This is a genomic window from Kribbella sp. CCNWLW201 (genome assembly GCF_037203805.1).
Taxonomy (GTDB): domain Bacteria; phylum Actinomycetota; class Actinomycetes; order Propionibacteriales; family Kribbellaceae; genus Kribbella.
Genome location: NZ_JBBCBQ010000002.1, coordinates 658,797 through 669,426, shown reverse-complemented (window position 1 = coordinate 669,426; position 10,630 = coordinate 658,797). Strand labels below are relative to the sequence as shown.

At 66.3% G+C, this 10,630-nt stretch carries 13 protein-coding genes; 9 read left to right on the top strand and 4 right to left on the bottom strand.

Features of this window, described 5'->3' with window-relative positions; genetic code table 11:
* Positions 1-170: 170 nt before the first annotated feature.
* On the top strand, positions 171-371 hold the full coding sequence (locus V9K99_RS13000) for a hypothetical protein (protein WP_337001895.1): 201 nt from the start codon (positions 171-173) through the stop codon (positions 369-371).
* Between the two features lie 153 nt (positions 372-524).
* On the opposite strand, the gene V9K99_RS12995 is transcribed toward V9K99_RS13000, so the two are convergent.
* Positions 525-1,742: a nucleotide disphospho-sugar-binding domain-containing protein gene (locus V9K99_RS12995; protein ID WP_337001897.1), complete on the bottom strand. Its 1,218-nt coding sequence runs from the start codon at positions 1,740-1,742 to the stop codon at positions 525-527.
* Positions 1,743-1,828: 86 nt separating this feature from the next.
* Here V9K99_RS12995 and V9K99_RS12990 point away from each other — a divergent pair, with 86 nt between their 5' ends.
* Both V9K99_RS12990 and V9K99_RS12985 read left to right on the top strand, forming a co-directional pair.
* Positions 1,829-2,308: a MarR family winged helix-turn-helix transcriptional regulator gene (locus V9K99_RS12990; RefSeq protein WP_337001899.1), complete on the top strand. Its 480-nt coding sequence runs from the start codon at positions 1,829-1,831 to the stop codon at positions 2,306-2,308.
* Positions 2,301-2,762, top strand: a complete 462-nt coding sequence (locus V9K99_RS12985) for a methyltransferase family protein (protein WP_337001901.1) — start codon at positions 2,301-2,303, stop codon at positions 2,760-2,762. Before V9K99_RS12990 ends, V9K99_RS12985 begins: the two co-directional genes overlap by 8 nt.
* Here the strand turns inward: V9K99_RS12985 and V9K99_RS12980 are convergent.
* Entirely contained in the window at positions 2,752-3,297 is a 546-nt protein-coding gene (locus V9K99_RS12980; protein ID WP_337001903.1) for a hypothetical protein, read from the bottom strand. The two genes, V9K99_RS12985 and V9K99_RS12980, sit on opposite strands and share 11 nt — an antisense overlap.
* A 161-nt stretch (positions 3,298-3,458) precedes the next feature.
* Here V9K99_RS12980 and V9K99_RS12975 point away from each other — a divergent pair, with 161 nt between their 5' ends.
* The 4 genes from V9K99_RS12975 to V9K99_RS12960 are packed head-to-tail and all read left to right on the top strand — an operon-like array spanning position 3,459 to position 6,663.
* Positions 3,459-4,094 (top strand): acyl-CoA-like ligand-binding transcription factor, encoded by a 636-nt coding sequence (locus V9K99_RS12975; RefSeq protein ID WP_337001905.1) that lies wholly within the window; start codon positions 3,459-3,461, stop codon positions 4,092-4,094.
* Positions 4,091-5,752 (top strand): MFS transporter, encoded by a 1,662-nt coding sequence (locus V9K99_RS12970; protein ID WP_337001907.1) that lies wholly within the window; start codon positions 4,091-4,093, stop codon positions 5,750-5,752. Before V9K99_RS12975 ends, V9K99_RS12970 begins: the two co-directional genes overlap by 4 nt.
* Before the next feature lie 12 nt (positions 5,753-5,764).
* The gene (locus V9K99_RS12965; RefSeq protein WP_337001909.1) at positions 5,765-6,367 is read left to right on the top strand and encodes a hypothetical protein; all 603 of its coding nucleotides are present in this window, start codon (positions 5,765-5,767) and stop codon (positions 6,365-6,367) included.
* A complete protein-coding gene (locus tag V9K99_RS12960) occupies positions 6,364-6,663 on the top strand; it encodes a thiamine-binding protein (protein WP_337001911.1) in 300 nt (99 codons plus the stop codon). The genes V9K99_RS12965 and V9K99_RS12960 overlap by 4 nt, the downstream gene beginning before the upstream one ends.
* Here the strand turns inward: V9K99_RS12960 and V9K99_RS12955 are convergent.
* Positions 6,660-7,400: an SDR family oxidoreductase gene (locus V9K99_RS12955; RefSeq protein ID WP_337001913.1), complete on the bottom strand. Its 741-nt coding sequence runs from the start codon at positions 7,398-7,400 to the stop codon at positions 6,660-6,662. The two genes, V9K99_RS12960 and V9K99_RS12955, sit on opposite strands and share 4 nt — an antisense overlap.
* 100 nt (positions 7,401-7,500) lie before the next feature.
* On the opposite strand from V9K99_RS12955, the gene V9K99_RS12950 reads away from it, so the two are divergent.
* Positions 7,501-8,346: a helix-turn-helix transcriptional regulator gene (locus tag V9K99_RS12950; RefSeq protein WP_337001915.1), complete on the top strand. Its 846-nt coding sequence runs from the start codon at positions 7,501-7,503 to the stop codon at positions 8,344-8,346.
* Here the strand turns inward: V9K99_RS12950 and V9K99_RS12945 are convergent.
* A complete protein-coding gene (locus V9K99_RS12945; RefSeq protein ID WP_337001917.1) occupies positions 8,322-9,206 on the bottom strand; it encodes a bile acid:sodium symporter family protein in 885 nt (294 codons plus the stop codon). The two genes, V9K99_RS12950 and V9K99_RS12945, sit on opposite strands and share 25 nt — an antisense overlap.
* Positions 9,207-9,365: 159 nt before the next feature.
* Between V9K99_RS12945 and V9K99_RS12940 the strand changes: the two genes are divergently transcribed.
* Positions 9,366-10,628, top strand: a complete 1,263-nt coding sequence (locus tag V9K99_RS12940) for an RICIN domain-containing protein (protein WP_337001919.1) — start codon at positions 9,366-9,368, stop codon at positions 10,626-10,628.
* Positions 10,629-10,630 lie beyond the last annotated feature (2 nt).

The following is a 10,630-nucleotide window of genomic DNA, read 5'->3' as shown; positions in this document are numbered from 1 at the left end:
CCTTTCAGGCGAGGGCACATACGCAGGACTCGCCCCGTTCCCGGCGAAGGTCGCCGCCTGCGGGCAGGCCCGGCGACAATAGGGGTCATGGCAAGACGGCCGTACCGCATCGCTCGACAGGAGCACCTCGGCGACGCACTCGATGACCTGGAACGCCGGGGCCTTCTCCGGTGGCAAGGGACTACGCGAACAGTCGGGCGATCTACCGGGTGCCCCTTCCCGACGAGCAGGAGCGCGCCCTCGACACAGCCACGGCGGAGCGACTGGCACAGCGACACTACGACGACCTCGGGGTGCGCTGGTTCCCGGTGCCTGCTCCCGGCGGAGAGAAACAGCGCGACGAGACCCTGCGGCGGATCGCCGAGGCGTAGGCGGAAGACAGCTACCGGTTGACATCAGCAGTGGAAGGCTGCCCAGGGGTCTTCGATAGTTGAGCAGGACCTGTCCTGTGGCTGGCTGCACCGGTGCAATCTCAGATGGCCGCGACCTCGGGCGGCGAGAATCTGAGATCTCCCCGCCCAGACTCATCTGAGACCAAGCTGATCTCGACATTGGGCGATCAGCGCGGCGGCTTCGGCCGGCCCGTCGGCGGCGGCGTACAGCTTCTGGATTCGCTCGGCGGTTTCCAGGTGGGTGTTGTTGTCGAGCATTTGGGTGGCGAGGTCGGCGAGGTTGTCGGAGCGGCCGAGGTGGCGGGCGGCGCCGAGGCGTTCGACCAGGGCGATGTTGAGGTCCTGCTCGATGTGCAGCGGGATGCCGAGGAGCGGCGTACCGCAGGCCATTGCCGTCTGCACGCTGCCCTGGCCGCCGGTGGTGACCGCGAGGTCGACCTGCGGCATGACCAGGTGGCTGGGTAGGACGCCCTCGATCATGATTCGGTCGGTGGCCAGGTCGCCGAGGTCATGGATCGTGCCGGCGACCAGGATCCGTACGTCGAGACGGCTGAGCTCGGCGATCGCCGTACGGACCTGGGCCGGCGGGGTCGATGTCATCGCGAGGTAGATCGTCGGGCCCGGGCGGTCGAGGAACTGCTGAACCTTGGCGGGCATCGGAAGGTCCAGGTGGGCGTACAGCGGGCCGACGGCCCTGAGTTGCGAGCCGGCGCGATAGCCTTTGCCGGGGCTCCAGGCGGCGAGCTCGGCGGCAGAGATTCCGAGTACTTCGGGGACCTCCGGGACCAATGAGAGATCGCCGAGCAGGAGTGCGGCCAGGCTGGGAACTCCTTCTATACCTAGCGATTCGGCCACACGGTTGAAGCCGCCGCAGTACGCCGTAGTGCGATTGCAGCTCCTGTTGATGAGGAATCGGGACAACCAGTCCGGGGCGTTCTTCAAGCGTGGATCGACGGGATGAGTTGGTGCTGGTAACAGGCGATGTTCGAAGACCGGTGGCACGAAGCTGCCCGCGTGTTCGGTGATCACTCGAACGCCGCTCAGCCGCGAGGACAGCAATGTGGTGACGGTGAAGCCGGTGACGGCGACGGTGATTCCGTGGGCGCGGAAGTACTCCGCCTCCGCCGCGACGTACGTCCGGATCTCGGCGTCGTCGTACATGCTCTGCCGGGGATCGCCGAGCCCGATCGCGTCGCCGACGAAGCGGGCGGCCCGGGCCGGTGTCATGCCCGGTCCGAGGACGTCGTACTGGATGCCGGCCTCGGCCAGCAGGCGCTCGTGCGGGCCGCCGTGGGTGGCGACGCGGACCTCGAGGCCGAGCTCGGTGAGCGCGCGATGCAGCTCGAGCATCCGGGAAGTCTCGGACAGGTAGGCGCAGTGTGGCAGTAGACAGATCACGGTTGCCCCCTTCGATCGTGATAGGTAATATATTGCCTATGTCATCGCGGAACAAGACCGAGGAGTTGGTCGGGATCGGCGCGGGCTCGGAGCTGGCGCCGTCGGTCCGGGCGTTCCGGACGACGCTGATGCTGGCCCAGAAGCTTCGCTACGCGATGGATGAGCGGCTGCGGGCCGATGGGCTCACCACGCAGCAGGCAGCCTTGATCACGGTGGTGACGGCGATGGGGAAGCCGTCGCTGGCCGAGGCAGCCGCCGCCTTGGGGAGCACGCATCAGAACGTCGCGCAGATCGTCGCGGCCCTGGTCCGCAAGGATCTCCTGCAGGTCGAGCCCGATCCTGCGGACCGGCGCCGGAAGTTGCTGTCGGCAACGAATCACAGTACGGCGTACTGGCGCGAGCGGGATGCCGGCGACTTCGCCGCGGTGGCCGACTGGTTCGCGGACCTGAGTCCGGCCGAGATCGAAACCTTCTGCGACCTGTCTGGCCGCGTCATCGCAAGGCTCGACGATGCTTAAGGCAGTCCTGGGCAGCACAGCCTTCTTCTTCGCGGCGCCCTGTGTGGTGGGCGGCGTCGTCCCCTGGTGGATCAGCGGCTGGGCGGCACCCCGGTTCTGGCCCGGTCTCGTCCTGGTGGCCGCCGGGGCGTTCGTCGTACTGCGTGCCTTCGTGCGCTTCGTCCGGGAGGGACGCGGTACGCCGGCGCCGGTCGCACCGACCGAGGAGCTCGTCGTCGGCGGCGACTACCGCTACGTCCGCAACCCGATGTACGTCGGAGTCGTCACAGCAATCCTCGGCCAGGCCCTCACCTTCCTCAACTCATGGATCCTCGGGTACGGCGTACTCGCATGGGCCGTGATGGCCTCCTTCGTCCGCTGGTACGAGGAACCCGCTCTCCTCCGGCAGTACGGCGCCCAATACGAGGCCTACCGCAAAACCGTCCCCGCCTGGCTCCCACGACTCAGAAGCTGACTGATCGGCCATCGGCGTCGCGGAAGAGGCTCACCGGGATCGGGCCGCGATGGAGGACATGCGGGATGTCGGCCCAGGGCAGCAGCGGCTCAGTGGCGTTGAGGTTGCGCAGTCGGTCGAGTGCCTTGGTGGACGGCGTGGACAGGGTGGCGACGGTAGCCGCGCTGTAGGGGAGGTAGTCGGAGGCGGGCTGCGGGCGGAACAGGGGATCGTGGCGCTTGAGCAGGATGCAGGTGCGGGCGGGGTCCAGGAGTTCCGCGTCGATGGTCCAGTAGGCAAGGGTCGATGGTCCGACTCGGCCGGCCTCGCGGAGTGCGTCGAAGATCGGCGCCGGATGGACCGAGGACAGGAAGACCACGTCGCTCCAGCGGCAGTCGAGCGGGTGGACCGGGTTGTCCATCGTCTGCGGCCGGTAGGAGTACTTCGCGGATTCACGTTCGTAGAGGTCGGGGTGCTGATCCCGGAGCTGGTTCAACGGGAGGATGTCGGTTCCGCGCAGGTCGCGGATGGCGGCTCGGTACAGAAGTGTCGGCATACACAAAGCCTCCGAACGCGGGAATCCGCTCCGGAGGCTGCCATTCGATTCTATCAGTCTGGCGGTCCAGCGGCTGCCCGTTGACGCAGATTTCTGCGTGGGTGCAAAGTTTCAGGGTTAATAGTTTGCAGTGAGTGCAAGTTTGTTCTTAGCCTGGTCGGGTGAAGCAGGCTGAGGGTGGGTTGCGGGAGCGGAAGAAGCGCGAGACGCGGGCGGCGCTGGCCGAGGCGGCGTTGCGGCTGGCGCTCGAGAAGGGGCCGGACCACGTCACGGTCGAGGAGATCGCCGAGGCGGCCGACGTGTCGGTGCGGACCTTCTTCAACTACTTCCCGCACAAGGAGCACGCGATCCTCGGGCGCAATCCCGAGCACATGGAGCGTGCCCTGGAGCGGATGCGGACGGCGCCGGCCGACGAGTCACCGCTGACGACGATGTGGCACATCGTTCGCGACGTCCTGGTGGACCTCGAGGGCGAGGGTGAGTTGTCGCGCCGCGGTGAGTTGATCATGGGGTCGCCGAACCTGGTCTACCACCTGATGATGTCCAGCTTCGACGACGAGCGGCAGCTCACTGCCGCGCTGGCCGAGCGGATGGGCGAGCCGGCCGGCTCGGTGCGTCCCGCGCTCATCGTCAGCGCGTCCGGCGCCGCCTGCCGGGTGGCGATGGAGCTGCACAAGACCGCGCCGGACCGGCCGCTGCGCGAACTCGTCGACGAAGGCTTCCACCTACTTGCCGAGGGCATCGATCCCGCCTTCGGCCCGAACCTCGAGAAATCTCAGCAGAAAGGTCAGTCATGACTACGACCTCGTCACCCACCCCGTCGCCGGAGAACCTCTCCGACGACGCCGCGGGTGAGGTCAACCACAAGGACAACACCACCACTGGGGGAACTGTGACCGGGGGAATCACCACCGAGCCGGCCGCCGATCAGGGCGCTGCCGCACTGACTCCGCGGCAGACCACACAGGCCATTTCCGGCCTGATGATGGGCATGCTGGTCGCCGTACTGGCCGGCACCGTCGTCAGTACTGCGCTGCCGCGGATCATCGCCGACCTGGAGGCCAGCCAGTCCGTCTACACCTGGGTGGTCACCGTCGAGCTGCTCGCGATGACGGCCACCGTGCCGTTGTGGGGCAAGCTCGCCGACCTCTACAACAACAAGCTGCTGGTCCAGCTGTCGCTCGCGTTCTTCGTGGTCGGATCGCTGGTCGCCGGCTTCACCCCGAACGTCGAACTGCTGCTGACCAGCCGGGTCGTGCAGGGGATCGGCGCCGGCGGTCTGACCGCGCTGGTGCAGATCGTGATGGCGGCGATCATCCCGCCGCGCGAGCTGGGCCGGTACTCCGGCATCTTCGGCGCGATCTTCGCCTCCGCGACCGTGGGCGGGCCGCTGCTCGGCGGCTTCCTGGTCGACTCGCCGCTCGGCTGGCGGGCCTGCTTCCTGGTCGGGGTGCCGTTCTGTCTGGCCGCGATCATCCTGCTGCAGCGGACACTGAAGCTGCCGACGATCCGCCGGGACGTGAAGATCGACTGGTGGGGCGCGCTGCTGATCACCAGCGGGGTGAGCATCATCCTGGTCTGGTCGACGTTCGCGGGGAACAAGTTCGACTGGGCCTCGGGCTGGAGTTTCACCCTGGTCGGTATCGCCGTGGTCGCGCTCGCGGTCGCGGTGGTGGTCGAGGCACGGCACCCGGAGCCGATCATCCCGCTCGACCTGTTCCGCAACCGGACCGTCGCCCTGTCCGTGGTCGCCAGCATGCTGGTCGGCCTGGCGTTGTTCGGTGGTTCGGTGTTCCTGTCGCAGTACTTCCAGATCGCCCAGGGGCACTCGCCGACGTCGGCCGGCCTGATGAGCCTGCCGATGATCCTCGGGATGCTCGTGTCGTCGACCATCGCCGGTGGGCTGATCACGAAGTACGGCAAGTGGAAGATCTACCTGGTCGCCGGTGGTGTGCTGCTGCCGATCGGGCTCGCGCTGCTCGGCACGATCGACGCGCACACGGGTACGTTCCGGATCTCGGTGTTCATGGTGGTGCTCGGTGTCGGCGTCGGCCTGGTGATGCAGAACCTGGTGCTCGCCGCGCAGAACGACGTACCGGCGCGGGAGCTTGGCGCGGCGACGTCGGTGGTGAGCTTCTTCCGCAGCATGGGTGGCACGATCGGCGTCAGCGCGCTGGGCGCTGTCCTGGCGAACAAGGTCGCCGCCTCGCTGGGGATGGACGGCTCGCAGGGTGGTGGCGCCGTACCGGATATCAGCACCTTGCCGGAGGAGGTGAAGGTCGCGGTGCAGGAGGCGTACGGGAACGCGACCGCGGACCTGTTCCTGATCTCGGTACCGATCGCCGTCTTGGCCCTGGTCGCGATCGTCTTCATCAAGGAGAAGTCCCTGCTGACCACGTCCGCTTCCGAACGCCGTGCAGCCGAAGAGGAAGAGGCTGGCAAGCTGGACGCATGATCGAGGCGCGCAATGACGCATGAGGCAGAGCGTGCCGGCCTGGAGCGCATCGTGTCCGGGCTCGTCGGTGAACGTCTCATCGGCGTTCGCTACTCCGACATCTACAACCTTGGCCCCGCGGCGCGAGTCTGGGACTACGGTGACTGGCACCACGCGGTCATGGGGGTCGAGTTGATGTTGGACACGGGGCCTGCCTCGATCATCTGGACCAGTACGTTCTTCCCGTACGGCGTGGAGGTGTTCCGCGAACCGTTGTCGAACCACTTCGTTCAGGGGTCGCAAGGTCCTGAGATCTGGGAAGTCGGTGAGCACTCTCGTTGGCGGGAGCGCATCGGGTCGCCGATCTCAACCGCATCGCTCCTCTGGGATCGCGTCGAGGTGGGGCCGGGGCATCGACTTGGCGACGGCCGGCAGGTCTCGGACGCGTACGGCGTCGATGTGCCGGTGGGGCTCCGGTTGGAGGCTGGGGCAGGGCCGGTCTGGTTTGTGTCGGCTATGCCAGAGGTGACCGAGCCCGAGATGGCGTTCGTTCATGGTGACGAGATCATGGTTGTCTTCACCGCCGAGAAGATGAGGCGGCTCGGATTTCCCGATGACGACAAGGAGGCACCATGATCGTTGCATTCAGCATCAGTCCTTCCGGTGGGGACGAGACCGGAGGCGTGAGCCAGGCGGTGGCCGAGGCCGTCCGCGTGGTGCGCGCCTCCGGGCTGCCGAACGAGACCAACGCGATGTTCACCAACATCGAGGGGGAGTGGGACGAGGTGATGGCGGTGGTGAAGCAGGCTGTTGAAGTGGTCGCCGCCGTCTCGCCCCGGGTCGGCCTGGTGCTGAAGGCGGACATCCGGCCCGGCTACACCGGCCAGCTCACTGCCAAGGTCGAACGCATCGAGGACGCACTCGCCGACTAGTGTGAGTTGAGCAGTTGGATCGTCTGGTCGTAGCGGTTCTCGCGCTCTGCGTCGCGGAGGAAACGGACCCGGTCGACCAGGATCTCGTCGGCATCCGGGTACTTCTGGAGCAGCTCGACCGTCTCGGTCAGGTACTCGTCCAGTGGCATCGCCCGCTCGTCGTTCTCCTGGTTCAGCAGCGCGGTCTGTACGGCGGGTGGCGCCACCTCGATCACCTGGAGCGGAGTATCCGCGAGCTGCAGACGGAGGCTCTGCGTGTAGCTGTGGATCGCGGCCTTGGTGGCGTTGTACGTCGGCGTGATGACCAGTGGGACGAAGGCCAGGCCGGACGTGACCGTCAGGAGCGCTGGGCTCGGCTGCTTCAGCAGGTGCGGGGTGAACGCGGTGATGGTGCGGATCGTGCCGAGCAGGTTGATGGTGATGATCTCCTCGCTCACCGCCAGATGAGCGGGGTCGTGCAGATCCTCGACCTGCATGATGCCGGCCATCGTGATCACCACGTTGAGGTCGGGATGGTTCGTGGTCACGGTCTCGGCGGCGGCCGTGATCGAGTCCGGGTCCGCGACGTCGAGGGTGATTCCCTCGATACCGTCCTCGGCGGCGATCCGGTCCAGCAGGTCCTTGCGGCGGCCGCTGATGATCACGGTGTTGCCGAGGTCGCGGAACCTCCGGGCCAGGCCGAGGCCGATGCCTGAGGTGCCGCCGGTCATGAAGATCGTGTTGCCAGTCGTTTTCATGTCTCTCAGCCTTCGCGACGCTCAGGGTGCTAACCAGGCTCGGCTTAACCTCGGATTGGCAAGCCCTGGATAACGGCATCGCGTCCGGGAGACTGGAGTCATGGAGTACGGCGATCTGTCAGATTTTCTGCGCAAACGACGCGAGGCCCTGCAGCCCGAGGACGTCGGGCTGCCACGCGGCCGTCGCCGCCGTACGCCTGGCCTTCGTCGCGAAGAGGTTGCCGTCCTGGCGTCCATGTCGACCGACTACTACAGCCGGCTGGAGGGTGGGCGTGGGCCGCAGCCGTCGGTGGACATGCTGACGTCGATCGCCCGCGCGCTGCGGCTGACACTCGAGGAGCGTGACCACCTCTTCGTGCTGGCCGGCCACGGCGCGCCGCCGCGCACGACGCGGAACTGTCACGTCGATCCAGGCATGCTGCGGGTTCTCGACCGGCTGCAGGACACACCCGCGATGCTGATCAACCGATGCGGCGAGACGCTCGCGCAGACGGCGGCGCATGTCGCGTTCGCTGGAGAGGAGACCAACTACGACGGCCTCGACCGCAGTGGGATCTACCGCTGGTTCGCCCGTCCGGAAGAGCGGCTGCTCTACTGCGAGCCGGAGCTGACGACGCACAGCCGGATGCTCGTGTCCTGGCTGCGATCGGTGGTCACGGCGGACGGGCCGAAGTCGTACGCCGCCACACTCCAGCGCGCCCTGCAGAAGCTGAGCCCCGAGTTCGCCGCGCTCTGGGACGAGCATGAGGTCGGCATCATGCACAGCCGGACCAAGCGGTTCAACCATCCGGTCGTCGGCAAGCTCGAGCTGTACTGCGAGATCATCGACAACCGCGATCAGCAGCAGACCCTGGTGATCTTCACCGCCGCCCCGGGCAGCGAGAGCGCGGAGAAGCTGCAACTGCTGTCGGTGCTGGGCAGTCAGACACTAGATCCGGCACGCTGAACCGTGGTCCGGCGGCTGAGGTAGTAGGCGAAGACGGCGGTCGGGAAGAACATGACGATGCCGTACACGGCAACCGGGATCGACATCTCGCTGTTGCCGAGCAGAGACGGGCTGAGGGCGATCGTCAGGGCCAGCGTCGCGTTGTGGATGCCGATCTCCATCGAGCAGGCGATCGACTGCCGCTCACCCAGTCTGGCCAGCCGCGGTACGGCGTACCCGAGAGCGAGACTGAGGACGTTCAGCAGCAGGGCGACCACACCCACGGCCGCGATGTAATCGAGGACGTTGTCGCGCTCGCTGTAGATCGCGGCGAAGATCACCAGGGCCAGGACCAGGATCGAGCCGATCTTCACCGGTCGCGCCATCCGCTCCGCGAACCCTGGCAGCTTGTTGCGTAACAGCATGCCGAGGGCAACCGGGACCAGCACGATCGCGAACACCTGCAGCATCTTGGCCGGTTGCAGGCCGATCTCGCCGTCGCCGAGGAAGTGGTCGAGGGACAGGTTGACCACGATCGGCAGGGTGATCACGGCAAGGACCGAGTTCACCGCGGTCAGGGTGACGTTGAGCGCCACGTCGCCGCCCGCCAGATGGCTGAACAGGTTGGCCGTCGTACCACCGGGCGACGCCGCCAGCAGCATCATGCCGACGGCGAGCGCCGGGGCCAGGCCGAACAGCTTGACCAGTCCGAAGCAGATCAGCGGCAGCAGGATCACCTGGATGCCGAGCGCGACCAGGACCGCTCGCGGCATCCGCAGTACGCGGCTGAAATCGGCGACGGTCAGGGTCAGGCCGAGGCCGAGCATGATGATCGCGAGGGCGATCGGCAACAGCACCGAGGTGAGCACGGAGTCGTCCATCGGCATCCCCTTCGAATGTCGGTGGCTCAGGGTGACAGCGGCGGGCGACGGCGGCAAGAGTTCCGGGACCGGCGGAGTCTTCACAGCACTTAGGTCATGGGTTAATTTAAGTTCTGAAATCTCATTGCGTAACTAGCTCATGACTGAGGGGATCCGCCCATGCCCGCTCGGAAGCTGTTGCCTGCCCTGATCGCCTTACTGCTCTGCCTGGTCTCCGGGAGTACGTCGTACGCGCAACCAACGGCCACCTTCAACGTGCTGGCGTTCTACAGCGCCACCTGGGATGCCGCCCACATCGACTTCGTCAAGGAGGCCAATCAGCGGTTCCCGCAGTTCGGGGCGCAGAACGGGTTCACCTACACGGCCACGAACAACTGGGACCAGCTCAACAATCTGAGTGCGTCGCAGTACCAGGTGGTGATGTTCCTCGACGACTCACCGCACACCGACGCGCAGCGGACCGGGTTCCAGCGGTACATGAACAACGGCGGCGCGTTCTTCGGCTTCCACGTGACGGCGTACAACGACGCGAGCGGCGGCTGGCCGTGGTTCAACAACACGCTGCTCGGGACCGGGCGGTTCCAGTCGAACACCTGGGGACCGACCGCGGTCACGCTGAAGGCCGAGAACCGGTCGCATCCGTCGCTGGTGAACACGGGCGCGACGTTCCGGTCGTCGGTGAGCGAGTGGTACAGCTGGCAGAACGACCTGCGGAACAACCCCGACATCCAGATCCTGGCGTCGATCGATCCGTCCAGCTTCCCGGTCGGCACCGATCCGAACCAGACCTGGTACGGCGGCTACTACCCGATCATCTGGACCAACAAGAACTACAAGCTGATCTACGCCAACTTCGGCCACAACGCGATGAACTACGAGACCAACACGCGGCTCTCGTCGACCTTCGACAGCCCGGCCCAGAACCAGTTCATGATGGACGCGCTCAAGTGGCTGGGTGGCGCCGGTACGACGCCGCCGGCCGACCAGCCGTCGCCGACCGCGTGGTACTCGATCGCCAACAAAGGCAACGGTAAATGCGTCGACGCCCGAGCCGCGGGGACCGCCAACGGCACCGTGATCCAGCAGTACAGCTGCAACGGCACGCAGGCACAGCAATTCCAGTTCCAGCTGACGTCCGACGGCTTCACTCGCGTCAACAATCGCAACGACGCCACCAAGGCGATCGACGTGACGAATGTGTCGGCCGCCGACAATGCCGGCCTCCAACTCTGGACGTACGGCGGTGGGACGAACCAGCAATGGAAAGCAGTTTCGGAAGGCGACGGTTACTTCCATTTCGTCAGCCGCCTGAGCAACAAGTGCCTGACCGTCCCCAATGCCTCGACCGCCGACAGCACCCAACTCGTCCAACTGACCTGCAACGGCAATTCTGCTCAGTCTTTCCGGCTGACCGCCATGTGATT

Coding starts and splice junctions, on each gene's coding strand:
- V9K99_RS12995 (WP_337001897.1), bottom strand. CDS start 1,742: ATGCTCGAGCTGCATCGCGCGCTCACCGAGCTCGGCCTCGAGGTCCGC.
- V9K99_RS12990 (WP_337001899.1), top strand. CDS start 1,829: ATGTCATCGCGGAACAAGACCGAGGAGTTGGTCGGGATCGGCGCGGGC.
- V9K99_RS12985 (WP_337001901.1), top strand. CDS start 2,301: ATGCTTAAGGCAGTCCTGGGCAGCACAGCCTTCTTCTTCGCGGCGCCC.
- V9K99_RS12980 (WP_337001903.1), bottom strand. CDS start 3,297: ATGCCGACACTTCTGTACCGAGCCGCCATCCGCGACCTGCGCGGAACC.
- V9K99_RS12970 (WP_337001907.1), top strand. CDS start 4,091: ATGACTACGACCTCGTCACCCACCCCGTCGCCGGAGAACCTCTCCGAC.
- V9K99_RS12965 (WP_337001909.1), top strand. CDS start 5,765: ATGACGCATGAGGCAGAGCGTGCCGGCCTGGAGCGCATCGTGTCCGGG.
- V9K99_RS12960 (WP_337001911.1), top strand. CDS start 6,364: ATGATCGTTGCATTCAGCATCAGTCCTTCCGGTGGGGACGAGACCGGA.
- V9K99_RS12955 (WP_337001913.1), bottom strand. CDS start 7,400: ATGAAAACGACTGGCAACACGATCTTCATGACCGGCGGCACCTCAGGC.
- V9K99_RS12950 (WP_337001915.1), top strand. CDS start 7,501: ATGGAGTACGGCGATCTGTCAGATTTTCTGCGCAAACGACGCGAGGCC.
- V9K99_RS12945 (WP_337001917.1), bottom strand. CDS start 9,206: ATGGACGACTCCGTGCTCACCTCGGTGCTGTTGCCGATCGCCCTCGCG.
- V9K99_RS12940 (WP_337001919.1), top strand. CDS start 9,366: ATGCCCGCTCGGAAGCTGTTGCCTGCCCTGATCGCCTTACTGCTCTGC.